This is a genomic window from Ensifer sp. EB106-05-01-XG146 (assembly GCF_058791875.1).
The window spans coordinates 2,920,702-2,944,457 of the sequence record NZ_JBYTDX010000001.1 but is presented as its reverse complement, the minus strand read 5'-3'; the positions used below and the strand labels follow the sequence as shown (position 1 = coordinate 2,944,457).

At 60.8% G+C, this 23,756-nt stretch carries 29 protein-coding genes; 26 read left to right on the top strand and 3 right to left on the bottom strand.

Annotation, left to right across the window (positions count from 1 at the left end; genetic code table 11):
- Positions 1-35 precede the first annotated feature (35 nt).
- The 14 genes from AC3WVQ_RS14655 (at position 36) to AC3WVQ_RS14590 (ending at position 10,078) form a co-directional block, all read left to right on the top strand.
- A complete protein-coding gene (locus tag AC3WVQ_RS14655; RefSeq protein ID WP_492382835.1) occupies positions 36-698 on the top strand; it encodes a hypothetical protein in 663 nt (220 codons plus the stop codon).
- The gene (locus AC3WVQ_RS14650) at positions 695-2,743 is read left to right on the top strand and encodes a phage terminase large subunit family protein (RefSeq protein WP_492382834.1); all 2,049 of its coding nucleotides are present in this window, start codon (positions 695-697) and stop codon (positions 2,741-2,743) included. The genes AC3WVQ_RS14655 and AC3WVQ_RS14650 overlap by 4 nt, the downstream gene beginning before the upstream one ends.
- A gap of 8 nt (positions 2,744-2,751) precedes the next feature.
- The gene (gene gpW, locus AC3WVQ_RS14645; protein WP_492382833.1) at positions 2,752-2,988 is read left to right on the top strand and encodes a gpW family head-tail joining protein; all 237 of its coding nucleotides are present in this window, start codon (positions 2,752-2,754) and stop codon (positions 2,986-2,988) included.
- On the top strand, positions 2,985-4,706 hold the full coding sequence (locus AC3WVQ_RS14640) for a phage portal protein (RefSeq protein WP_492382832.1): 1,722 nt from the start codon (positions 2,985-2,987) through the stop codon (positions 4,704-4,706). The genes gpW and AC3WVQ_RS14640 overlap by 4 nt, the downstream gene beginning before the upstream one ends.
- A complete protein-coding gene (locus AC3WVQ_RS14635; protein ID WP_492382831.1) occupies positions 4,703-5,611 on the top strand; it encodes a S49 family peptidase in 909 nt (302 codons plus the stop codon). Before AC3WVQ_RS14640 ends, AC3WVQ_RS14635 begins: the two co-directional genes overlap by 4 nt.
- Before the next feature lie 24 nt (positions 5,612-5,635).
- The gene (locus AC3WVQ_RS14630) at positions 5,636-6,187 is read left to right on the top strand and encodes a hypothetical protein (protein ID WP_492382830.1); all 552 of its coding nucleotides are present in this window, start codon (positions 5,636-5,638) and stop codon (positions 6,185-6,187) included.
- 4 nt (positions 6,188-6,191) lie between these two features.
- On the top strand, positions 6,192-6,548 hold the full coding sequence (locus AC3WVQ_RS14625; RefSeq protein WP_492382829.1) for a head decoration protein: 357 nt from the start codon (positions 6,192-6,194) through the stop codon (positions 6,546-6,548).
- A 28-nt stretch (positions 6,549-6,576) separates the two neighbouring features.
- Positions 6,577-7,605, top strand: a complete 1,029-nt coding sequence (locus tag AC3WVQ_RS14620; RefSeq protein ID WP_492382828.1) for a major capsid protein — start codon at positions 6,577-6,579, stop codon at positions 7,603-7,605.
- Positions 7,606-7,685: 80 nt separating this feature from the next.
- Positions 7,686-8,132, top strand: a complete 447-nt coding sequence (locus AC3WVQ_RS14615) for a hypothetical protein (RefSeq protein WP_492382827.1) — start codon at positions 7,686-7,688, stop codon at positions 8,130-8,132.
- Positions 8,129-8,458: a head-tail joining protein gene (locus tag AC3WVQ_RS14610; protein ID WP_492382826.1), complete on the top strand. Its 330-nt coding sequence runs from the start codon at positions 8,129-8,131 to the stop codon at positions 8,456-8,458. Before AC3WVQ_RS14615 ends, AC3WVQ_RS14610 begins: the two co-directional genes overlap by 4 nt.
- A 1-nt stretch (position 8,459) precedes the next feature.
- Complete coding sequence (locus AC3WVQ_RS14605; RefSeq protein ID WP_034797798.1) at positions 8,460-8,753, top strand: hypothetical protein; 294 nt, start codon at positions 8,460-8,462, stop codon at positions 8,751-8,753.
- 1 nt (position 8,754) lies between these two features.
- Positions 8,755-9,219, top strand: a complete 465-nt coding sequence (locus AC3WVQ_RS14600) for a hypothetical protein (RefSeq protein WP_492382825.1) — start codon at positions 8,755-8,757, stop codon at positions 9,217-9,219.
- A 32-nt stretch (positions 9,220-9,251) separates the two neighbouring features.
- Positions 9,252-9,662 (top strand): phage tail tube protein, encoded by a 411-nt coding sequence (locus AC3WVQ_RS14595; protein WP_034797794.1) that lies wholly within the window; start codon positions 9,252-9,254, stop codon positions 9,660-9,662.
- Between the two features lie 11 nt (positions 9,663-9,673).
- Positions 9,674-10,078 carry a hypothetical protein gene (locus AC3WVQ_RS14590; RefSeq protein WP_034797791.1) on the top strand — a complete coding sequence of 135 codons (405 nt, stop codon included), beginning with the start codon at positions 9,674-9,676 and terminating at the stop codon, positions 10,076-10,078.
- 257 nt (positions 10,079-10,335) lie between these two features.
- On the opposite strand, the gene AC3WVQ_RS14585 is transcribed toward AC3WVQ_RS14590, so the two are convergent.
- A complete protein-coding gene (locus AC3WVQ_RS14585) occupies positions 10,336-10,662 on the bottom strand; it encodes a hypothetical protein (RefSeq protein ID WP_034797789.1) in 327 nt (108 codons plus the stop codon).
- A 45-nt stretch (positions 10,663-10,707) separates the two neighbouring features.
- Here AC3WVQ_RS14585 and AC3WVQ_RS14580 point away from each other — a divergent pair, with 45 nt between their 5' ends.
- Genes AC3WVQ_RS14580 through AC3WVQ_RS14570 form a run of 3 tightly spaced genes read left to right on the top strand, consistent with a single transcriptional unit; the run spans position 10,708 to position 13,801 of the window.
- Complete coding sequence (locus AC3WVQ_RS14580) at positions 10,708-12,558, top strand: phage tail tape measure protein (RefSeq protein WP_492382824.1); 1,851 nt, start codon at positions 10,708-10,710, stop codon at positions 12,556-12,558.
- Positions 12,558-13,211 (top strand): hypothetical protein, encoded by a 654-nt coding sequence (locus AC3WVQ_RS14575; protein ID WP_492382823.1) that lies wholly within the window; start codon positions 12,558-12,560, stop codon positions 13,209-13,211. The genes AC3WVQ_RS14580 and AC3WVQ_RS14575 overlap by 1 nt, the downstream gene beginning before the upstream one ends.
- Positions 13,208-13,801, top strand: a complete 594-nt coding sequence (locus AC3WVQ_RS14570; protein WP_113294419.1) for a DUF2163 domain-containing protein — start codon at positions 13,208-13,210, stop codon at positions 13,799-13,801. The genes AC3WVQ_RS14575 and AC3WVQ_RS14570 overlap by 4 nt, the downstream gene beginning before the upstream one ends.
- A gap of 57 nt (positions 13,802-13,858) precedes the next feature.
- Here the strand turns inward: AC3WVQ_RS14570 and AC3WVQ_RS14565 are convergent, their stop codons facing one another.
- Positions 13,859-14,296: a hypothetical protein gene (locus AC3WVQ_RS14565; protein WP_492382822.1), complete on the bottom strand. Its 438-nt coding sequence runs from the start codon at positions 14,294-14,296 to the stop codon at positions 13,859-13,861.
- An 81-nt stretch (positions 14,297-14,377) separates the two neighbouring features.
- Here AC3WVQ_RS14565 and AC3WVQ_RS14560 point away from each other — a divergent pair, with 81 nt between their 5' ends.
- The 4 genes from AC3WVQ_RS14560 to AC3WVQ_RS14545 are packed head-to-tail and all read left to right on the top strand — an operon-like array spanning position 14,378 to position 20,751.
- The gene (locus AC3WVQ_RS14560) at positions 14,378-14,782 is read left to right on the top strand and encodes a DUF6950 family protein (protein WP_492382821.1); all 405 of its coding nucleotides are present in this window, start codon (positions 14,378-14,380) and stop codon (positions 14,780-14,782) included.
- Between the two features lie 9 nt (positions 14,783-14,791).
- Entirely contained in the window at positions 14,792-17,413 is a 2,622-nt protein-coding gene (locus tag AC3WVQ_RS14555) for a phage tail tip fiber protein (RefSeq protein WP_492382820.1), read from the top strand.
- Complete coding sequence (locus tag AC3WVQ_RS14550) at positions 17,413-18,951, top strand: hypothetical protein (protein WP_492382819.1); 1,539 nt, start codon at positions 17,413-17,415, stop codon at positions 18,949-18,951. Before AC3WVQ_RS14555 ends, AC3WVQ_RS14550 begins: the two co-directional genes overlap by 1 nt.
- Positions 18,952-18,963: 12 nt before the next feature.
- Positions 18,964-20,751, top strand: coding sequence for a pyocin knob domain-containing S74 family peptidase (locus AC3WVQ_RS14545; RefSeq protein ID WP_492382818.1), 1,788 nt, complete (start codon positions 18,964-18,966; stop codon positions 20,749-20,751).
- A 38-nt stretch (positions 20,752-20,789) separates the two neighbouring features.
- On the opposite strand, the gene AC3WVQ_RS14540 is transcribed toward AC3WVQ_RS14545, so the two are convergent.
- Complete coding sequence (locus AC3WVQ_RS14540) at positions 20,790-21,269, bottom strand: hypothetical protein (protein ID WP_492382817.1); 480 nt, start codon at positions 21,267-21,269, stop codon at positions 20,790-20,792.
- A gap of 96 nt (positions 21,270-21,365) precedes the next feature.
- Between AC3WVQ_RS14540 and AC3WVQ_RS14535 the strand changes: the two genes are divergently transcribed.
- From AC3WVQ_RS14535 to AC3WVQ_RS14515, 5 genes are all read left to right on the top strand, one after another.
- Positions 21,366-22,022, top strand: a complete 657-nt coding sequence (locus AC3WVQ_RS14535) for a lysozyme (protein ID WP_492382816.1) — start codon at positions 21,366-21,368, stop codon at positions 22,020-22,022.
- Positions 22,023-22,139: 117 nt separating this feature from the next.
- Positions 22,140-22,379 carry a hypothetical protein gene (locus AC3WVQ_RS14530; RefSeq protein WP_492382815.1) on the top strand — a complete coding sequence of 80 codons (240 nt, stop codon included), beginning with the start codon at positions 22,140-22,142 and terminating at the stop codon, positions 22,377-22,379.
- Between the two features lie 3 nt (positions 22,380-22,382).
- On the top strand, positions 22,383-22,757 hold the full coding sequence (locus AC3WVQ_RS14525; RefSeq protein ID WP_492382814.1) for a DUF1515 family protein: 375 nt from the start codon (positions 22,383-22,385) through the stop codon (positions 22,755-22,757).
- 130 nt (positions 22,758-22,887) lie between these two features.
- Positions 22,888-23,403: a Panacea domain-containing protein gene (locus AC3WVQ_RS14520; protein ID WP_492382813.1), complete on the top strand. Its 516-nt coding sequence runs from the start codon at positions 22,888-22,890 to the stop codon at positions 23,401-23,403.
- Positions 23,369-23,755 carry a hypothetical protein gene (locus AC3WVQ_RS14515; protein ID WP_492382812.1) on the top strand — a complete coding sequence of 129 codons (387 nt, stop codon included), beginning with the start codon at positions 23,369-23,371 and terminating at the stop codon, positions 23,753-23,755. The genes AC3WVQ_RS14520 and AC3WVQ_RS14515 overlap by 35 nt, the downstream gene beginning before the upstream one ends.
- Position 23,756: the final 1 nt, after the last annotated feature.

Genomic DNA, 23,756 nt, shown 5'->3' with positions numbered 1-23,756 from the left:
TAAACTAAACAGCTTGGCTAAAGTCGAAAGCTAAAATGAGCCTGTCCGCTGACACGATGACGAAGGGTGCCTTCGCCGCGCACATCGGCGTGAGCGCTGGCCGGATCTCGCAGTACATCGCCGAAGGCAAGATCTACGGCGATGCACTTGAAGGTGAGGGCAGGGCGGCGAAGATCAGGCCCACCATCGCCCAGTCGCAGTTGCAGAAAACGCTTGAGCCTTCCCAGCGCTTTGGCGCCAACGGGCAAGCATCGTTGAATATGCCGACCCGCCAGCCGGCGCTGAACCTTAGTGGCCGCGCGCCACGACCGGCCGCGGTGCCGCCTTCCTTCGATCCGGACGAGCCGGAGCTGATTGTCAGGGATGACGTTGCCGACAAGTTGGCGGCTGAGCGTCTCAGGCAGCAGCAGATCAAGACCGCCCAGCTGGAGCGTGAGGAAGCGCTTGAAGTTGGGCGCTACATGCTTGCCGACGATGCCAGGCGTCAGACGGTCAAGGCGGTTACCGAAGCCTTCAAGGTGATGGAACTCGCAATACCCGCCATGGCGAAGACGATGGCTGCGCAGTTCGATGTGCCCATGCACGATGCGATGCATGCGTTGCTCAAGTCGTTCCGCGAAACGCGAGCAAAGGCCGCGCGGGATTTTGCCACTACCGCGGCCGAGCTGGTTGAACATGTCGAGGATGAACAGACGTGACGATGCTGTTCAACCCGGAGCGGATGATCTATTCGGTCCTGGCCGAGATCTGCGAGCCGCCACCTTCAGTCGACTATCTCGAGTGGGCCAAGCGGAACATCGTGTTCTCGGAACGCATCACCGATCATCCGGGGCCGTACAACGAAGACCTGGTCCCGTTCTTCTCGGAGATCCTTCGGGCGTTGTCGCCCGAGGACCCGTGCAACATCGTCAGCCTGGCGAAGTCGGCGCAGATCGGCGGCACCATCTGCGCCAACATCTTCACGCTCGGCTCGCTCGACATGGCGCCCGGCGATTTCCTCTATGTCCACCCGACCGAGGAAAACGCGTCGCGCTGGTCGAAGACGAAGCTGATGCCGCTGGTGCGAGAGATGCCGGCCGTCGCCAAGCTGTTCTCGCAGAACAGCCGTGATGCCAGCAACTCGGTGCTCTACAAGGAGCGCATCGACGGCCGAGGAGCCATTCAGGCGGCCGGGGCCAACTCGCCGGCAGGCCTGTCGATGATCTCGCCGCGAAAGCAGGTCCAAGACGACCTTGCCAAGTGGCAGATGAACGAGGCTGGCGACCCGGAGGCGCAGGCGGACAGCCGCAGCAAAGCGTTCTTCAACGCCAAGGTCTTCAAGATCTCGACGCCGATGGTGGAGCCGGGATGCAAGATCACGGCGAACTATCGCGAGGGAACGCAGGAGAGCTATCACGTTCCTTGCCCGCACAAAGAGTGTGGCGGATTGCAGGAGCTGCGCTGGGAAAACATGCGGGATCATCTCGATCCGGAGCATCCCGAGAAAGCGCACTTCGTCTGTATCCATTGCGGTGGCGAGATCCATGAGCATCATCGAGAATGGATGGTGCTACCGAGGAACGGCGCGAAGTGGGTCGCCAAGTACCCGGAGCGTGCGCGCCGCCACCGGTCGTTTCGGGTCTGGATGGCCTATTCGCCATTTGAACGCTGGGAGAACCTGGCGCGCGAATGGCTCTCCCTTCAAGCCGGTGGACCGGAGAAGCGGGACAATGGCTCCGGAGCCGAGCAAACCTTCTTCAACGACTGGCTCGGTCTTGCCTATGAGGCGGACAACAAGGCGGTCGATTGGGAAGTTCTGCGCGACCGCGGTGAGGAGCAAGGTTTCCGCCGCGGCGTCATTCCGGCAGAAGCGCTCGTGTTGGTGCTCGGCCTTGACGTTCAGGGCGACCGTGTCGAGTGGCTCCTCGTCGGTTACGGCCGCAACCGATATCGCGCCGTCATAGACCACGGCGTCATCGACAATCGCGCCGGCAGCCACCTCCCAGGCTACAAGGAGCATTCCGGCCACATCTCAGAGCCTGAGGTTCGGGCAGCGCTCGACAAGTTGCTGCAGCGCGAGTGGACTGACGAACTCGGCCGCAAGCGCCTACCTGATCGCCTCGCGATCGATGGCAACGCATACACTGACGACGTGTGGAACTGGGTTCGCAAGCACCCGAAGTCTCGCGTCATCATGGTTCGCGGTGGCAACACCGAGGCCGCGCCGCCGATCGTGCAGACGAAAGAGTACGACAAGCGCGGCAAGCCGAAAAAGCAGAAGTGGTCGTCGCGCTTCTTCACGTTCAATGCCTCGGCCTTCAAGCTACGGCTCTATCGTGACTACAAGAAAAGCGATCCGGAACGGGCAGGCTACATCCGCTTCGCCAGAGGGTTTGGCGACGACTTCTACCAGCAGGCGACCTCGGAGGCGCGCGTGCCGGAAAAGACCCGCAGCGGTCACACCCGTTATGTCTGGAAGTTGCTCGACGGTCGCCGCAACGAAATTATCGACATGCTCAACCAGAGCCTTGCCGGTGCCTATCGCTGGGGCGTGCCGTACTGGACGGACGAAGAGTGGGACGCAATAGCCGACCGCCTCGGCCGGATCGAAGCCCCGCAACAGGGCGACCTCGAAGACCATCTCAACCGGGTTGAGGTGAAAACGGAAACGCCGCCAGAAACGACGGCAACCGAAGCATCATCGCGGCTCGCCGCCGCGCTTGCGCGCGCCGAGCGAGCTCGCCAGCGCAGCAACAATCGCTAGGATCTCAGATGGCTTTGACCGAACAGGAACGCGCCGTGCTGCAGGCGCGGCTCGCAGAAGCGCGCGAGGCACTCCACCAACTGGAGATCGGCCGCGCGGAAGTCAGCCTTCACTACAACGGCGAAGCGATTACCTATGTCGCCGCCAATGCCGGAAGCCTGCGTCAGTACGTGCGCGGTCTTGAGGCGCAGCTGGGCCAGCGTCGAATGGGTCGAGCCCGTAGCCGAGGGGTGATCTTCGGATGAGCGATGTCGCGATTTACGGCCCGGATGACAAGCCGTTGCCCGATTCCATGCGCGCGGCCGCCCGTGTGCAGATGTCGAAGAACCGGATGATGGCATCGACCGCCTACCAGGGTGCCGCCAGCGATCATCCGTCACTTGCCAAATGGCGTCCGGGCACCTGGTCGGGCCAGTCTGCGCTGTCGTGGAACCGCGTCGACCTGGTCGACCGTCTCAACGACGTCGCCCGCAATGACGGCTGGGGTGCTGCGGGTACGTCGCGCCTGGTCGACAACATCATCGGTTCGGGCTGGACGCTTGCCGCCCGGCCGAACCATGTCTCGCTCAACATGACCTTCGAACAAGCCGATGCGATCTCCGACCGGATCGAGGCCTTATGGCGCGACTACACGCAGGACGTCGACAAGTGGTGCGATGCCGAGCGGACGAAAACGATGGCCGGTATTCTCGGCCTTGCCGCCCGTCAGCGGTTCGGGCCTGAGGGCGAGGCGATGGGCGTCATCGTCTGGCACGACAACGCTCCGTTGTTTCAGACCGCTGTTCATGTCGTTGACCCGGCACGGTGCTCGAACCCGAACGGGCGCATGGACGACGAGTTCCTGCGCGACGGGGTCGTGATCAACGGCTACGGCGCACCGCAGGGTTATCATTTCCGCAAGTCGCATCCCGGCGAAGTCTTCGCAGGCAATACCGGCTTGTGGCAGTGGGAATATGTCGAGCGCGAAACCGAATGGGGCCGCCCGATCGTTGTTCATGCCTTCGAACAGAAGCGCGCCGGCATGACGCGCGGGGTCTCGGACTGGGCGCCCATCATCCGCTCGATCAAACAGTCGACGGATTATGAGGACTTCGAAAGCCAGGCGGCGGCATTGAACGCAGTCATGGCCGCCTTCATCGAGACACCCTTTGACCCGGAAGAGTTTCTCGATGCCATGGGTGAAGACGTGTCGGCGCAGAAAGTCGCGAGCGTCTACGGCGAGATGTCGGACGCGCAGAAGGCGTACTACAGCGCCGCCCCGATCGACCTTCCCGGCGTTCGCGTCAACATGCTGCAGCCGGGGGAAAAAGCGACCCTCACAAAGCCGGAGCATCCAAACGCGAACTTTGAGGCCTTCGTGAATGCTGCGCTGCGCAAGGTCGCGAGTGCGATCGGCATCACCTACGAGCAGCTGACAATGGACTGGAGCAACGTCAATTATTCGTCGGCACGCGCGGCCCTGCTGGAAATCTGGCGCGGACTGACGGCGAAGAAGGGTGGTTTTGCAGCCCAGTTCATGGCCCCGATCTATCGTGCGTTCCTTGAGGAGATTTTCGACAAGGGCCTGATCGAACTTCCCGCCGGCGCCGTGCCGTTCGACCAGAACCCGGCGGCGTGGTGCCATGCGGATTGGATCGGCCCTGGCCGTGGTTGGATTGATCCGTTGCGCGAAGCGCAGGCTGCCGGCGAGCGCATCGAAAACAACCTGACGACCCTGCAGCAGGAATCGGCAGAGCAGGGCAGGGATTGGAAGATGGACGCGCTGCAGCGGGCACGCGAGCGCAGCTTCTATGAAAAACTGGGCTTGCCCATGGGGCCTGCCGATGTCCCGGCGCGTCCACGCGTGAACCCGGCTGATGATCGCGAACCCGGCGAGGATACCGAGGAGGAGGTCAACGGCCGCAAGTATGCCCGCCGGCACCCGGTCGGCATCCCTGCGATTGCCAGAAGGAAACCGGCATGAGGAACTACCCTGAAATCGCCAGCCGTATGTTCGGTACGCCGCTGATGTTGCACCCTGCAAAGGGCGACATCATTGCGCGTGCCTTCGGGCCACGGGTCCTCGGTGCGCCGGATGTTGCCGCGCATGTGGCGGGTGGCGAAGAGATGGGCCTGATCGGCGAGAAGCTGCGGGACGCGAAGGACTATTGGGGAGACGACGTCTACAAAGGCCCCAAGATGTTGTCCGAACGTGGCATTGCGCTGATCGAGATCGAGGGCTCTTTGGTCAACAAGGGCAAGTGGATCGGCCAGTCGTGCGGTATGACGAGCTATGAAGCGATTTCGCTTCAGGTTCGCGATTGCATTGAGCGCGCCGACGTCAAGGCAGTGGTGCTTGAGGTTGACAGCTTTGGCGGCGAGGTGACTGGCGCCTTTGATTGCGCCGAGCAGATCTTCGAGCTTTCGCAGATGAAGCCGACGATCGCAGTGCTTACCGATCATGCTTGCTCTGCCGGTTATCTGTGTGCATCGCCGGCCCGACAGGTCGTCATTCCTCAGACCGGGATCTGCGGTTCTATCGGTGTCATTTCCATGCATGTCGACATGAGCGCGTGGCTGGCAAAGGAGGGTCTGAACGTCACGATCCTTTCAGCTGGCGCGCACAAGGCCGACTTCAATCCCTATCAGGCCATCCCCGAAGATGTCTTGAAACAGGAACTCGCCGAGCTCGAAGAGCTTCGCGTCGAATTTGCGGCGACCGTTGCGCGCTTCCGTGCCGGCCGCCTCACACAGCAATCCGCTCTCGCCACAGAGGCGCGGGTCTATCGCGGACAAAAGGCGGTTGAGGCCGGCCTCGCCGACGCGGTTGTACGTCCTTCGCAGGTCCTTGCGGCCTTCGAAGCGGAACTGAGCCGGACAGCCGGCTAACCCACCATCACACGGAGACGACGAATGTCGAACTTGACGCGCACCAGCGCGCTCACGCGGAGCGTGCTCGCCGCCATCAGCGGCAAAAAGGGCTCCCGGCTGGAAGAAGAGCGGCCGGAAGATCTCGAAGACGACGAAAACGCCGAAGGCACCGAGGATGAAACCTCTGCCGAAGACGATGTGACCGATCCCGAGGCGGAAGCCGACGAAGAGGACACCTCGGCGGAAACAGAGGAGGAGCAGACGGACGAAGGCAAAACCTCGGCAAATGCGATCCGTCGCGCCGAGCAGGGCCGCATCCGCTCGATCCTTACGCACCCGAAAGCCGAGAGCAATCCCGGCTTGGCGAACGAATTGGCCTTCGGATCGAAGTTCTACACGGCCAGGGAAGCCGGCGCCCTCCTGGCATCGGCTGGCGGCGGCGGTTCCAGCCTCGGCGCCCGCATGAAGGGCAAGACCCCGAAACTCGGCGCAGGTACTCCGGGTGGCGGCAAGTCCTCCGAGCGCCAGGCCGTGATCGCCGGCATCGGCAACACCATCAAGGCCATCCACGGCCGTAACCGCAAGGGAGCCTGATTCAATGGCTGAAGCAACCTTCGCCCCGAACGATCTGCTCGTCTCCGACGTGCCGGTCGTTACCCGCAATATCACGATCGCCAGCGGCCAGAACTTGAAGCGCGGCGCCGTGATCGGCAACATCACCGCTTCGGACAAGTACATCTTGTCCGCCTCGGCCGCAGCCGACGGCTCGCAGACGCCGGGCCTCGTGCTCGCGATCGACTGCGACGCATCCGCCGGTGATGTCGTAGCACCCGCCTATGCGGGCGCCGGCCTCGATGCATCGAAACTCATCCTTGGCGCTGGTCACACAGCCGCGACCGTAGAAGCCGCTTTCCGCAAGGCAAGCGCGCCGCTCTACGTCCGCACGCTGAAGTGACGGCAAAGACCTGAAAGGTTCCTCACACATGGATATGCTTCTCAACACTGCAGAACTCATTCAGGTTCTGCCGCCTCGCGACCGGCCAGAGGCCTTCCTGCGCGACCGTTACTTCTCGACGACCGTTCTTTCCGACATGGAAGAGATCGTTTTTGATAAGATTCTGCCCGATCGCGAACTCGCTCCGTTCGTGCATCCGGACGTTCCCGGCAAGGACTCCTCCAACCGCGGCTTCAAGGCGACCAGCTTTACGCCCGCCTATGTGAAGCCGCAGAACACGCTACGTCCGCGCGGCAACATGATCCGCATTCCGGGCGAGCCGATCGGCGGCCGTGACACACCGGCGTCGCGCTATGCATACAACCTCGCGACGATCATCGACGACCAGGATCAGCGCATCACCCGACGCGAAGAGTTCATGTGCTCGCAGGCACTGCGCACCGGTCAGGTCGTCGTTCAGGGCGAGGACTACCCGACACAGACGATTGCCTACGGTCGCGATGCGGCGCTTACGATCGCGCTCGCCGGAGCGGCCCGCTGGGGTGAGGCCGGTGTGGATCCGATGGACGACGTTGAAAAGTGGGCTCAGTTGTTGGGTGACACCGGCGGCTTTAACGCCCGGGAAGTCCTGCTTGGCCCGGGCGCCGCAGGTCTCCTGAAAAAGTCGCCTCGCTTCCAGGAGATGCTGGATAACCGGCGCCAGGACGGCGGCATCATGCAGCTTGGTCCTGTCTCGACCGGCGCGGAGAACAAGTACTACACCGTTCTCGGCACGATCGGCGAACTGACCTTCATCCAGTATTCGCAGCCCTACACGGTTGGCGGGGCGAAGCAGAACTTCTGGCCTTCGTTCGGCGTCGGTATCTTCGATCCCTTCGGCTTCCTGGGGCACTTCGCCTACGGCGCTATTCTGGACAACGACGCTCTGATCTCCCTCGAACGCTTCCCGGACATGTGGAAGGAGAAGAACCCGTCGCGCACGATCTTGCAGACGCAGTCGGCCCCGCTGCCGATCATGCCGGAGCCCGACGCCAGCCTCTTCGCGCTGGTCCGCTGATCCATCCCTGAAAACCACTGCATCCGCATCATCTCCGCCGTTGTCCTGGCGGCGGAGCATGACGGAATTTGGAGGCTCCGATGAGCAAAAAGACAGAGAAGTTCAACGTCACCGTCACCCTCGGCAAGAAGGTCTATAAGCCCGGTGAGCCGGTGCCCGTAGGTGCCAGCGGCGGCTTGTCCGACGACGAGGTGAAGAACCTGCGCACCAACTTCGGCGACTACAACGGTGGCCCGGATGCATCCGAAGGTCCGATCCCCAGCCGCGCGGATCTGGCGAGGATCCGCGACGAGTTCGCGAAGCTTACCAGCGAGCGCGACGAACTGCAGGGCGACGTCGACCGCCTCACGGCCGAGCGCGACACTGCCTTCGAAAACAGCAAGGCGCTGTCGAAGAAGAACGATGAACTCGAAGCTGAAAACGACGCGTTCAGCAAGGATAACCAGGTGCTGGCCGATCAGGTGAAGGCTCTGCAGGGTCAGGTCAAGACCCTTGAGGCCAACATCGAAAAGCTGACCGTGAGATGATCCGGCGCCCCGAAATCTTCGCCCGCATGGGGTCGAAGTTCGCAAAGGCCTTCGGCAACGTCGATGCTGTGTTCACCATCGCCGACGTCGTCAGTCCGAAGGCTGTTCGGGGCATCCTCCGCGTCTGGCGCGACGTCGAGCTTATGGAAGAGGTCGACCAGGCGGTCGAGGGAACGACACATTTGCTCGCCGTTGCCGCGACCGATGTGCCCGGACTCGAAAGCAGGCGCGACACGGTCGCGATCGACGGCGTGACCTATCCCATCATCAACGTGAGCGACGACGCCCGGGCCATGCTCAAGCTCTCGCTTTCAGGAGACATCTGACATGAAACAGGAACAGGACGCGCCGGCGGCCGCGAAGGTCGATCCGGTCGAAGAGATCTGCCAGGCGCTCTTCGCCACCGAGGAAGGCGCGAAGAAGGAAGCGGCTCGCAAGGCCGTCGGCGGCATGACGCAGCGACCGTGGCAGCAGTTGCCGTCGCGCCTGCGCTCGGCGATCCGCTCGGACGTCGGTCACCTTGCAGACCAGAAGAAGACGCGCGAGCAGATCGTGGCGCTCGGTTACTCTACCGAGATCCTCGGTCAGGCGCTCCGCGATCTTGGCAAGAAGATCGCCTGACATGGCACACTTGCGCACCCAGATCTTCGACGCGGTGAAGGCGCGGCTGGTCACCATCCCGCGCTTCTCCGGTCCCGACAAAGTAACCCGAGGACGCAAGGGCGCGATCCGTCAGGAAAGTTTGCCGGCTTTGACGCCGACATGGTCCGATAGCAACGAAATCGCCACCATGCGGCCGTTCTCCGGGCCGAACGGCGAGGATGGCTATGATCGCCACTTGCCGCTGTCGATCGTGGTTCACCTTCGTGACGATGATCCGGAGCTTGAGTTCGACGAGATCTGTGTCGAAGTGGAAAGCGTCATGGGCGCTGCCATCGAACTCGATGGCCTCGTGGTTGAGGTCACACTCGAGTCCGAGCGCCACTACGTGAATTCTCAGACCGGTCTGTCTATCGGCGCCGGTTCAATCAATTACCGGGTCGCCTACAAAACCCTTGCGGCCGATCCGCAGCAAGTCGCGCTCTAGCGCTCCCAATCCCAACAATAGAGGATCTTGCCATGGCTCTCGGCCGTCAGCTTACCCTTGCTCGCTCTGCGCTTGCGGGCGCGTTCACTCTCGCCTGCATCACCGAACAGCGATCCCTCGAAATCAACAACGAGGAGATCGATATCACCAAGCCAAACTGCACGGATCCGGGGGAAAAACTCACCCTCGCGCTGATGTACGGCATCCAGTCCATCCGATTCAGCGGACAGGGCGCTTTCGTCAGCAGCGCCGTCATGAAGGAAGTTGCGGCGGATGCCATCAACCAGGTCATCAGGGAATACCAGGTGACCGTGCCGGGCGTTGGCACCTTCGAGGGCGACATGCTCATTTCGATCACCTTCTCCGGTGACAAGACGAATGAGCTGCAGATGGACATTCGCTGCGCGATGACCGGCGTCATCACCTTCGTAGCGGCCGTGTGACGGAGGCGACAGTGGAAACAGAAGCCAACCCCATCCGCGGAGAGGCGCCGGTCAAGATCGGCGCCATCGATTTCCGCATCGCCGTCACCTTCTCCGGTCTTGCCCGGCTCTCGCAGGCGATCGGCGCCAGGACGATTGATGAGGTCTACGCGCGGCTGCTGGGTTTCGAGCCGAAGGCCGTTGCCTGCGCTGTCCGCGCGTTGATTGTCGTCGACGACGCGGACCAGCTCGACACGCTGGTCGCCAAAATCCTCGCCGATGACAACATCTCGCTCGCCGACCAGGCGAACTGGCGCGAGGCGGCGGAAACGGCACTCGCTGGCCATGTTGCGTCGGGCAAAATCCGGCGCGACGAGCGGACGGCCAACGACATCGCGGCGGATGCTCTGCTGGGAAAGCCCGTCAGCCCCTCCTGATTTCTGACCATCTCAAGACGGCGTTTCGTGTCGCCACCTCTCCGAAGCTTCTCGGCTGGTCGCCGGAAGTCTTCTGGAAGGCGACGGCCGTCGAATTCGAGATGGCATTGGAGGGGCTTTCCGGAAGGCTCAGCGGCGCGCCATTTGTTTCTCGCGAGGAAGTACGCCGCGCCGCCGCGGCTTACGGGGTTCGGCCCTCGCTCAAAACCAATCCGAAGGCAAAGACACTAGGCGGGAGCTAGCCTCTGCGAGCTGCGTCAGTATTCAGGAGCGCCGGTTAAAGAATAAAGGGTCTGACTGTAGGGAAGCCTCAGTATGATCTTGCCTTCGTTAGCCACCTTCGCTGCGGTCATGCCGCGGCATAGCAGGTTTGGTTGACCTTGCCGGGCGCAGAATGCGTCCGGACTGTCGATGAGATTCAGTCCCCGAATGTTAACGACGATGGCGGTCACACCCTCGGGTATCGCCCCGATCGGCTGAATGACAAAGATTCGAACGCCGCCGACCCAGACCGTCAAAATAACTGCAAGCGCGACGGCGAGTGCCGCCAACCACCTTATGTTTTGGTCACCCGCTCTCGCCATCGAACATCCTCCAGTTAGCAAACCCTATCCTTTGTGAGGTCTACTATGAGTCGTCCAGACATCCCGGTTACAATTTCGGGTGACTCCAAGGGTTTTGAGGCTTCGCTAGCACGCATTAGAGCTATGACAAAATCTACGGCGCTCGATGTCGTAGCTTCGATCGGCCGTATCAGAAGCCTGGCAGGTGGCGTCGCGGGCATCGCGGCAGGGGTTATCTCTGCCTCGACGGTTGCCGTCATTCGGGATGCGGCCAGTGCAATAGCTTCCATCGGCGACGAGGCGCGGCGTGCAGGCCTCGACGTGAAGTCGTTTCAGGAACTGAAGTATGTCGCCGAGCAGAACCGCATCGGCGTCGATGCTCTGACCGACGGCATCAAGGAACTCAACCTTCGCGCCGATGAATTCATCCTCACGGGCAGCGGTTCGGCGGCTGAAGCGTTTAAGCGTCTGGGGCTAAATGCCGACGATCTTAAGAAAAAGCTCAAGGACCCATCGGCCCTGTTTACCGAGATTATCGGGAAGCTGCAGCAGTTCGATAAGGCGGCGCAGATCCGCATTCTCGATGAAGTCTTCGGTGGTACCGGCGGCGAGCAGTTCGTTCAGCTTATTGAAGCGGGTGAAGCTGGCATTCGCGATACGATCAAGGCGGCCAATGACCTCGGTATCGTGTTGGACGAAAAGATGGTCCAGCAGGCGGCTGAGATCGACCGCAAGTTCAACGCTATAGCGACGACTGTGGGCACCAACTTGAAAGCTGCCATCGTGTCAGTCGTTAGCAGCATGGGTCAGTTCATCGATAGCTTCAATGATATCCAGAACCAGCAGACGAATACGCTTGCTGCCCGCCAGACCGAGCTGCTGGGACGACGCAACGATATTGCCCAACAGATTCGCGAGGCGAAAGAAACGCGGGAAGCGATGGGAGCCTACGGTGCCAAGGGTATGCTCGATGAGCAAATTACCCAGTTGGAAGCCTACCTCGATCAGATCGGGGAAGAAGAAGATCGCGTGATCGCGATCCTCAGCGACCGAAATTCCCCAAAACCCGCGCCGAGCGTGAAATGGACGCCACCCGTTATCACACCAGATGATGACAAAAAGGGGCGTGGCAGCGGCGGACGCTCCAAGGCGGAGCGCGCCGCCGAAAAGGAAAAGAAGGCGATCGACGACGTCATCCAGTCATTGCGCGACGAGCTCGCGGTGATGGGGCTGACGGACATCGAGCGCGAGCGCACAATCGCGCTGCGCGAAGCCGGCGTTACCTACGCCTCGAAAGAGGGGCAGGAAATCTCCAAGCTGATCGACAAGAAGTATCAGCAGATGGCGGCCGAGGAACAGCTGATCGACAGCCAGGAGCGGATGCGCGACGCGGCGCAGCGCATGGGTGACACGCTCGACGATCAGTTGATGCGGGCCATCGACGGCACCTTCGATCTTAAAGAGGCACTCGCAGCCGTGCTCACGGAAGTGGTCAACGTGAAAACGAATGGAAAGGGGCTCTTCGGCTCGCTGTTCGAAGCGTTGTCCGGTGGCTTTGGCGGTGGTAGCAAGGGGCTTTTCTCCTCAAGCTTCGTGCCGAACACGACCCTCGGCGATTTTCTAAAGGGCGGAGCGCGAGCAGGTGGCGGTGATGTGTCGCCGGGGCGCATCTACGAGATCAACGAATATGAAGACGAATTTTTTGCGCCGACCCAGCATGGCCGCATCATCGCGCCTTCGAAAATCCGCGACAATGGAAATGGGCAGGGCGGCGATAATCGCACGGTTATCCAGCTAGAACTGAGCGAGGACCTGGTTGCCAAGATCCTGCAACAGGCGAGCGGCCAGACCGTGCAGTTGATGAAGCGGAACGAGGCGGCGCGGGCCAATATCCGCCAGAATGGCGGGGACTTCTGATGCCGGATCTGATCGCGCTACCCGCTGTCATCTACGGCCCGTCGATCTCGTTCGACCCGATCCGCACCCGCAGCACGTCACGCATGCTCGGCCGGCGCACCGAAACACTGCTTCGCGGCACGCCCTACTGGGTGGCGACCTATGCCGCGGGCAAGCTGACGACGGCGGAAGCAGCACTCTTCGACGCCTTTAACATGCTCGCCAGCAATGGCGGCGTCTTCGCCGGCTACGACCCGCACAGGCCTCGGCCGATCGCCTACCAGGGCAGCACACCGCTTGCCGGCGTCAAGGCCGGTGGAGGGGCGTTCAACGGCGACGCAGTGCTCCAGTCGATCACGAACCCGCTGGCGATTGTCGTCAACGGGCTGCCCATCGGTTTCAAGGTTTCGCCTGGCGACTATGTCGAGGTCCGTAAAGCGCCGCTGGTGCGCTCACTGCACCGGATCATGGCGCCGGCAACGGCGAACGCGGGGGGTGTCGTGACGCTGTCAATCCGCTTCGCGCTCGATACCCAGACCTTTGCCGCCGGCAACACGGTCCATTTCGAGAAACCGGCCTGCATCATGGAGATGGACGAAGGCAGCTACAGCCTTCCGAAGTCCTGGCCGAACTACAATGTCCAGTTCACAGCTACGGAGCTGTTTTTCTCATGAGCGTGCTTTCACCTGAAGTCGAGGCGATCGTCGAGAGTGGGGAGTTTGCAGGTCTCGATCTGATCCGCTTCGACCTGCCAGGCAAGACTGTCGGTTATCACCGTGGCGGTCGGCCCTTTACCTACAACGGCCTCAAGTATCTGCCGAACAGATTCCTGCAGGGCGGCGACATTAATAGCGCCGTCGGCGTGGCGGTGACGACGCGGACGATCGTGTTTTCGAACATCCCGGTCGACGACCCGGACGACGCGGTCGCCAAGATCGAGCAGTACGATTACCCGAACGCGCCGGTTATCATCACCCATCTCGCCGGCGTGCCCGACACAAACGAGGTCGTCGGCATCCTCGTTTCGAACATCTATGAGATCGACCGCGTCAGCTTCAATGATGATGCGCTCGATGCCAACGGTTCCGGGATGCTGACGCTGACGATCGAGCTTCAGCCACCCGGCCGCTCTGCCCGGGGGCAAACGCTGATAAAGCGCAGCACCGCGGAACAGCAGTTCGACAATGATGAGACTGATACCGGCCTCGAATATGTCGCGACGATTGGCACGGTTCCCGAGGAATGGGGACAGGTCTCCAGGTGATCGGCGCTCGCAGACCAAGTTCGGTTCAAACGAGCCCGGACCGTCACAGCGCCGTCTTCACTTCAGAAATGATTCCAGGTGGGCCTTCCAAGACATGCCAGGTTCTCGGTCAGTCGGAAAAATTGCCAAAGGTGCGCAGAATTTATCGATCACTGTGGCTGTGAATTCTCCAGTTTCGGTAATGCGACCCCGCAAGGCGACCAACACCGGAGAGTCGCCCCAGATATTGGTTTCAGGAAAGCTTGAGGTGAACGGACGAAGATCGGCCGTCCACCGTTTCTTTTCAAAGCCTTGAAGAGTCCTGATCGTCTCCAAGTCCACATACGCAACGTTTTTTTTCGGATGGGTCCGATACCCTATCACTCTTGCTTCAACGACGACGTCGGCAAAGACAAAATCAGACGTTCCGAAATCCTGTTGCCTCTGGCAGGCAAAAGATTGGCTGGCGCAGAGCGCGCCCCACACAATGCATGCAAGCAGTCCAAACGTGCGCAAGCTCTACCCCCAAGGCTGTGAACTCCAAGTTCACTACCAGAGCAGACGTGCAATCCATAGTCGAACTTGAAAGCTACTCCTGTGAAACGGTTTCGCATCGGATCAGCCACGCTCGAGCGTGAGCTGTCGACCCCCTATGCCTATGGCCCTGCCGATTGCTTTTACCTCGGCTGCGCCATGTCGGACGCCCTGCATGGCACCTCGCTCGTCGACAAGTACCGCGGCGCCTATCGCACCTTGAAGGGCGCGCACCTTGCGCTCCGTCGGCGCGGGTTTTCGAGCCTTGTCGATTTCTGGTCGGCCGAGCTGGGACAGGAACCGGAGGGTGCCGCCTCGGCACGCTACTTCGACCTGGTCATCCTTCGGCTCGCCGATGGCGCCGAGCATGTCGGCGTGTGCCTCGGCAACCGCTTCACCACCAAAACCGAGAGGGGCCGTAGTGATCACGGCCTTTCCGACGTCATCGCGGCTTTCCATCTCGGGTGATCCCTTTCCATGGCAATTTTCTCGCTGATCACCGCAGGGTTCACCGCCCTGTTCGGCTCGGCCATCATTGGCAATCTGGTTGGTGGTGCGCTGGCGTTTGGCGCGCAGATCGGGCTGAGCAAGCTCACCAACAAGCAGAAGAAACAGAAGTTCACGGCGGTCCAAGGCGAGGTGCAGATGGGCGGCGATGTGCCCGTCGACGCCCTACTCGGGACCGGCAAGACCCGCGGGCAGCGCGTGTTCTACGCGAAGTGGGGCAAGGGCAATAAGTACAACGCCGACGTCTTCGTGCTGGCGAACGGCTGGAATGATGGCCTCGAAACCTACACGTATTTCTATGGCGAGAAAAAGAACCTGGTCGCGCGGCCGGCGATCGGCGGTGAGGCTGCGCATTTCGGCGTCGACGGGTTCGGCGACCTCATCTCGATCCGCTTCTATGACGGCCGCCCGGGACAGCCCGTCGACCAGAAGCTGGTCAACGACACGGCGGGCCTCGGCAAGATCTGGAAGGCGACCAGCCGCCTGAGCGGTCTGGCCTATGTCGTTGTCGAGCGCAAGTTCGATAGCTCGAAGTTCGACAAGGGCCGGCCGGAGTTCGAATGGGTGCTGCGCGGTCTGCGCGAGTATGACCCGACGAAGGATTCGACGGTCGCCGGCGGCAACGGCCCGCAGCGGCTCAACGATCCCTCGACCTGGACGCACACGCTCAACCCGGCGATCCATAGGCTCAACTATCAGCTTGGTCTCAAGGGCTTGCGCTCGGGCCGCACGCTAATCGGCGAAGGCAAGTCGCTTGGCCAGTTGGACCTGTCGTCCTATTTCGTCGCGATCAACTATTGCCGGACGCTCCGCAAGGGAAAGCCGATCTATCAGTGCTCGCTTTGGATCAACTCCGAGACCGATCACACCGAGGCGCTTTCAGCCTTCGACGATGCCATGGCCGGTTACGGGCTCAACCGCCGCGGCCTGTCGGGCGTCGTCGTCGGTGCGCCGCAGATCCCGGTGCTGACGATCACAGAGGGGGATATTCCGGCCGACCGGCCTAAGCCGCGCCAGCCGCGCAAGTCGGCGTTCGATCTGTTCAACCATCTGTCCGGCCAGTTCACCTCGCCCGAGGCGATGTGGAACCCGGAAAGCCTGAAGCCGATCGTCGTCAATGCCGACGTCGCCGCCGACAAGCGTGCGCGCCAGACCTCGATCGACTTCCTGCAGGTGTCCGACGCCGATATCGCGCAGTATCTGCTGAACGTCCGGTACCGCCAAAACCGCAAGGGCGGCACGGCAACGGTACCGGTGAGCCGTCGCGTCGGCCTGAAGGCGATGGAAGGCGAGTGGGTCAGCTATCTCGGCAAAGTCTGGATGATCTCCGAATGGCGGTGCGACGAAGATCTGCGCTTCACCTTCGTGCTGACCGAGGCCGGGCCTGACATATATGATGATGACGATATCGAGCCGGGCCCGATCGTTATCCCGCCGCCGCCGCCGATCAATCCGTCGCAGCTGTTCACCGTGTCGAACTTCAATGTCTTCGCCGGCATGATCCAGGGCGGCAACGGCTTCGATGTGCCAGCGCTTGAGTTCGTTTGGGATCCTCCGGATGATCCAACGATCACCGATGTGCTCTTCGTGTACCGTGTCGACGGCACGACCGAGGACTTTACCGACCAGTGCGCCGATCCGGAGCTTGGCCGGTACCGGACCACGAAGAATATCTTGTCGGAAAAGGTCTATGTCGCCCGGGCGACGATCAAGACGAACCCCGACCGGCTGCGGAACTATACGCCCTGGCGGACAACATCGACGATCACCGGTTCGCTGAATGTCCAGATTGGCCTCGGCCAGGTCCGCGAGGACGTGAAGGATCGTTTCGAGGAGCTGCAGGGCGAGTTCGACAACGTCTGGAACCGCGTCGAAGAATTGTCCGCCGCCTTCTCACTCAATGGGGCCGTCGGCGAAATCAAGCGGCAGGAGCTAAAGGCTTCGGTCGGCGATGCGCTGGCGCAAATCATTGAAGAGCGACGGGTTCGGGCTTCCGACGATGAGGCGATCGCGCAGCTCTACACGGCGCTGACGGCGACCGTTGGCAGCAACCTGGCGCGGCTCATCACCGAAGAGACCGCGCGCGCCACGGCCGACAGTGCCATGGCGAGCAGCATCACGTCGCTTGATGCCGAAGTTGACGGAAACCTTGCCCGGCTGATCTCGGAAGAGCAGGCGCGGGCAACGGCCGACAGCGCGCTCTCCTCGAGCATCACCGGCGTCTCAGCAGACCTGAATGGCCGGTTTGCCGGCGGCCTGGTGAAGTTCGAAGCGGCTGCCGATCAGTCGGGCGTGAATGCTCGGTTTTCTGTCATGCTTCGGGCGACGCTCAACGACGCGTTCAAGGACAGTGGCTTTTACATCGAGATCTACACCGAGGGCGGGGTGCTCAAATCCCGGTTCGCTGTGAAGGCCGATCAGTTCGTCGTCTGGAACGGCGGCAGCAATGCCTTCCTGCCGATCGTCATCGAGAACGGGGAGTTGAAGCTAAACGTCGGCAATATCGGTCTTGTCCGTACGGGCCGCATGCAGTCTCAAAACGGCAAAGTCGACTTCAATCTCAACGCCGGCACGCTGGAGTTTTACAGCTGATGGTTCGCACTATGATTGGCATCGACAGTACGGGTGCCGCCTGCATCAAGATCATGAAGAACGACGCCGACAATCCGCGCACCACGCCGGACAGCGACCGTCGGAAGTTCCTCTACAACAGCAAATTCGCGGTGCAGGCGAACATCGCCGACATGGAGCTTTGCAACCAGATCTCACGACCTGGTCTGAACGACAGCGCGCAGTACTACTATCATCCGGCGGGCGCGAACTCGGGCAACTACCAAAAATGCGAGGGCTCGGGCAGTGGCAAGAGCGATTGGCACTATCGCAACTCGGCGTTCCCGACGTTGCGATACAACGTGCCGCTGTTTGACTGGAAGGCGAAGAAGGGCAACGGCAGCAACCGCTTCAATCAGCAAATGGTCGCCTGGACCGACAGCGGCGCCTATTACCACGGCCAAGGCGGCTTCTATGAAGTGGGCAATGCGCGCCAGATCGGCTGGATGCAGGGCTTCACCGGGTCGGTCAGTCAATACGGCACGATGGCCTATGGCACAGTTGCGCAGATCACCCGCTTCGACACGATCGACGACTTCAACAAGTTTCAGTCGCGGGATAAGCGGCTGGTGGTGTGGAACCTGCCGGGCAACAGTGACGCGCTCGATGAGGCGCCGCCGCTGGCGCCGAACGGCACCAAGACGATCAAAATCAGCGCGCAGGCGATGAAAATCGCCAAGCCGGGATACAACGTCGACACGGCGACCGTGCAGCAGCTCGCCTTCGACAGCACCAGGTTGCCGGTCAAGGTGATAGCCGCAGGAGACATCGCGCTTCCTGCCGGCGTCAGCTTCTACGAAACCGGCATCGCGCTTCCGGACATGGTCGCGCTCGACGTGCACTTCTATACCGGCTCGGTGATCAATTACCCCTCGTCGCCGGTCAATCTCGATTTCGGGGCGGAATACTGGTTCGACGGCACGAAGATCTACTTCGATGCGACGCAGGCGATGCGGGCGCGCTTCATGCTTTACCTTGAGGATAACAGCGCGCCGACCGGTGGCAGCAACAAAGTGCTTCGGCAGTTCACCGAGGCCGGCGTCGATGTCGTGCAGTTCCTCCGACCTGGTTCGGCCAATCCGCCGTCCTGGGCCGACATCATCATCGACAGCCGATGGCCGCAGGTTCAGATCCTGGCGGAGGGGTATTTCAATGTGGCGGCCGGGAACGATGTCGTCGTTGATGTCCCGTTCGATGGCAACGGCATGTTCCCGCTCGTCAAGTACATCACCGCTCACGGGTCCGGCGGCAATCAGACGCTTGGCTTTACCGTCTTCGGGAGCTGGCAGGCGATGTATCGGCTGCCGTTCATCAAGCGGCTGAAATACATCTACAACGGCCAGGCTCATGCCGGCGAAAGCACCTACTGTGAGCTGACGGCAAACAACGCCCGTTTCCACACCTTCAGGGGCAATGTCGGCGATTATTATAATCGCGGCGACAGCCCCGGCACCTGGCGCACCGAAGGCGCTTACCCGCCGACCGGCATCCGCTACTACATCTTCGGCATCCCAGCTTAGGAAGCTCCCAACATGACCACTCCTTATACGACAGGGTCGATCACCCTGACGAACGGCAGCGCCGTGGTGACCGGCGTCGGCACGGCCTGGCAGACGGCACTGATTGCCGGCGGCACGATCTATGTCGAGGCGGACAGCAACCCGCTGCCGATCCTGGCCGTTGGCAGCAACACGCAGATCACGGCCGCGATCAAATGGAAGGGCGCCAGCGGCACCTATCCCTACGCGATCATGCGGGATACGGCCTATGGGCAGCAGACCGTCGCCAACGCGCAGGCCCTTTCGACCTACCTGCAGCGGCTGGACAACGCATCGCTGGCGGCGCTGGCGTCGCTTGTTCCTGCCGCTGATCGGTTGCCGTTCTTCAGCGGCAATGCGGAAGCTGCGCTGACCACGCTAACGGCCTTCGCTCGAACGCTGCTCGACGATCCGAATGCGGCTGCCGTCTATGCGACCCTTGGCGAGATCCCGAACGCGCAATTGCCTGCACGTCTTAGAAGCACCATCGCCATCACCCTGACGGACGCCAATGATGCAGACGGCGATGGCTTCTACTCGGTCAACGCCGCCTCGGCAAACATACCTGAAGGGGCGATCGGGCTGGTCCTTCACATGCAGTCGAGCGTCAACACCGCGACGCAGTTTTACCATCGAGCATCGAACGGCAACTTCTGGACCCGCACCAAGAGCAGCGGTGCGTGGACAGCATGGCAGCAATCAGCTTCACTTGATGCATCTCAGATATGGAGGGCACCCCCACAGTTGAGGGGTGGGGCGGGCTATGCTGACGGCCAGGTCGCCATGATATTTGCGATCGAGCGAGAGTGGTGGGTTCGTCAGCGGGGCGTTAGTACCCAAGCAATGCTCTCCATTGAGAACACCTCGGGAAAATCGGTTGAGTTTTCAAGCGACGCTGCCTATTCGGGCCCGAACGTTAAAATCTTTCCATCTAACGACGGCGCAGCCTTCCCCCAAATCCAAGTGGGCAGAACCACTGGTTCTGCGCTAGCACCGTCCTATTCCTTCATAGGCGACACCAATACGGGCATGTACTCCATCGGTTCTGATGGGCTAGGCTTCGCCACAGCAGGTGTTTCGGCGGTTACAATTCATCAGGATGGGACGTTCCGATCCCTACCCACCTACAACAACACAACCGCCAGCGCTGCTAACATGTTCGTCGCAACGAACGGCACGTTTGTCAGGTCAACATCATCCGGGCAGTACAAGACGCAGGTCGAGGACCTCTGGCCAAACTATGCCGATACCATTCTGGAAATGCGGCCGGTCTGGTATCGGTCGCTATGCCCCATCGACAATCCCGATTGGTCGTACATCGGCCTGATCGCCGAGGAAGTCGGCGCGATCGAGCCGAGGCTCGTGCATTGGCGCACCGAGAAGATCGTCACCGAAACGGTCGAAAAGCAAGTTACGGTTTCCGTGGAGCGGCCGGTCGAACGAGAAGTCCAGGTCACGCGCACCGAGTACGTCGACACGGGCTTGGCCGACGATGAGGGGAAACCGCATTTCAAGGCGGTTGAGCGCACCGAAACCATCGTCGAAATCGACATGGTGACCGTCGAAGAGGTGCAGACGATCACGGAAACCGAGCACCGGTCCGTACCTCTGCCGGCGCCTGTCGCTGAAGGCATCATGTACGAGCGTCTCGTGGTCCATCTGATCGCGCATGCGCAGCGTCAGCATGAGAGGATCGAAACGCTCGCTGCACAGACGGCGGCGCTTGTTGCTCGGATCGATGCGCTTGAGGTTGGTATGGCACCAGATGCGGGCCAGCCCTGAAAGATGTCACATAACCCTCGAACCCCTCCGGTGTCGGGTTAGATCAATGTCGCCAACCATTCAATCGCGTTCGGCAGGCTATCTATTCCCTTTTGCATGGCCTCCATCGAGACGTGTTCAAGTGCGCTAGCCGGAAGGGACTTGATCTTGTCAACCAACCGTTTTTTCGTTGTTTCGTCTGTGTCCGATGCTTGCACCCTTCGGATCAGCAATTCCTTGATCGTGTCTTCGTGCAGCTTAACTGTAACGACACCCAGAACTGCCGAGAGGCCACCGTCATCTGAAATAAAATCGATGCCGGCGGCAGTAATTCCCGCAGAATGGACATGGACGCCACCGTCCATCATTTTTGTGGAAACGAGGTTTATTAGTCCGTGCTCTTGAAGATAGTGCAAATTGTAGACCAGCTGACGCTGATCGATATCTTTGAACGAACGGTTTAGGTCAGCACTGCGGGGATAAATCTCGGATAGCCCTGTCAAGAGCACTCTTTGCAGGTCGCGTTGAAGAAGTTCCATAAGTCGGCTCCGGTTGGTTCGATCAATGGACCATTCCGACAACCAAAAGTCGAGCCAGTGGTTGGCTCACAAATCTTATCAGCTGAGGAAGAACCCATGAACAACCGACGCATCAACCCGGCGGGCCTTGCGCTCGTCAAACAATGGGAAAGCCTGAAGACGAGGGCCTATCGGGATGTCGGTGGCGTGCTGACCGTCGGCTACGGCCACACCAGCGCAGCCGGTGCTCCGGAGGTGGCGCCGACCATGGTGATCACTGAGGCAATGGCCGAACAGATACTTCTGACCGATCTCGCCAAATTCGAGGATCGGGTGTCGCGCCTGGTCAAGGTGCCGCTCACCGACAACCAGTTCGCCACGTTGGTTTCTTTCGACTTCAACACCGGCGGCCTCGGCAAATCGACGCTGCTGAAAAAGCTGAACAAGGGCGACTATGACGCCGTGCCGGCCGAGCTTATGAAATGGGTCAACGCCGGCGGCAAACGGGTAAAGGGCCTCGTCAACCGGCGGGCGGCCGAAGCTGGCCTCTGGGCCAAGGGCGAGTTCGTATCGAGCAACACCGTGCCGGCCGTAGCGCAGGCGCCGGAGTTTGTGACGAAGGAAAATGTCAGCTGGGCGGCCGGTATCCTGTCGACGATCGCCTTTGCCTTCACCGGCAACGGGCCGCTGCAATGGGCACTGGCGGGTGTCCTCGTCGCTGCGTTCGCGATCGGCGCCTTCCTCTTCATCCGCAACCGGCTCGACCCGGCATGATTGCCTGGCCGAAGATCATTGCGGGCGGGCTTCTGCTCGTTGGCGTCGTCGGGCTCGTTCTTGCCATTCGCGCAGACGGCGCCCGTTCAATCACCAACGCATTCGAGAGGCAGAATAATGCGGCGGCACATTCCGCGAGCGATGCTCGCTCTGACTTTGACGCTTGCCCTGACGGGTTGTGGGACTTCGGCGCCGGCAAGTGTAGAGGGCCTGCGGCGGGTCGTGGGCGCTGATCTGGTCGGCGCGCGAGGGGCGACGCCGGCAGATCAGCGGAAGATCGACCGGACAGTCGTCGGCCTCTGCGCCGGCGGCGTCTGGACCAATGCGGAATGCGCGAGACATGGGGAAGGACGCTGAGGGATGGCACCTACGGCAATTGATGCGGCGGTTCACCGCCAGCTTGGCGAACTGGGGGCAGGAATGCGGGCTTTGCAGGATGCGATGCGCCGCATAGAGGAGGGTGCTGATCGCGCAGAAGACAAGGCGGCGGAAAGCCGAGCTGCTGTGCATCGCCGTATGGATGAGCTGGTAGGTCGAGTTGGGCACCTCGAAACCTCAACTGCTACGATTGTGGCCGACGTAGCGGAGATGAAGCCTGTCACCGACGATGTAAAACGCTGGAAGTTGATGGGCATAGGCGCGCTCGGGGTCACCGGCATAGCAGCTATGGCGCTCGGCGTGAGCTTCGCCGAGGCGATCCGAAGGGTCGTGTTTGTCATCGGGGGAAAAGGGTGAGGGGGCTTGGTTTGACATCGGCGCAACGGCACTCCACATATGGGACAACGTTGCCCTCAAAAGTTTTCGTATGTAACGTCCGTCGCATTCTCGGGGGTGGTGTTCGAAGCGATTCGAACGGAGAATTTTCATGCCATATCGGCCGATGCAAATAGCTAACGAATTGATCCGGCGGTTTGGCCCGACGGGGCAAATCGACCCTATGAAGCTGCAAAAGCTCCTCTATTTTGCCAATGGTTGGTATCTAGGGGTGATGGGGGCCGATCTGCTGACCGAGCGCCCTCAAGTGTGGCGATACGGTCCAGTATTCAGGTCTGCGTACCGAAGCTTCAGCAGGTATGGCCGTCAACCGATCATTGAACCCGAGCCCAGCACGCCTTTTGGCGGCCAGCCTGACTTTGTTCAAAACCCTGATCAGAGTTTGGTAAATTTCCTCCCCTGGATCTGGACGGAATACGGGCACATGGACGGGCCCTCGCTCTCTGATGAAACGCACAAGGTTGGAACGCCTTGGCAGATGATTGCCGAGCAGAACCGCTATGCGGTTCCGGAATACACAGAAATTCCGCGGGAACTCGATTATCAATACTTCAACGGATTAGCGAGACAGCGTGGCTACCCAACCGCCCCCCTTACTCAAGCTTGATCGTACGCCAACCTATGAGGAAGAGGTACGCGACTTCGTATCTGAAGACGCGTACAAGGGCGCCAAGCCATTTGACGAGAATGTAGCGAAAGGGCGCATCGACTCGATTGCGCGACGGCTCGCAATCGTGTGGTCGGTGTTTCTAATCTACCTCATCCTAGCCCAGGGGTTAACGAACGGCTGGCAGATTGATTGCGAGATTAAAGGATACAAGATCAGCTTCTATCTGGTGCGGCCATTTCACTTGGAATCGGCGGACTTCATAGCGGTGGTTACCACGACCACGGCCGCAGTGTTCGGGTTTCTGGTCATCGTAACGAACCACCTTTTTTTCAAACGTGACCCCGGCTGAG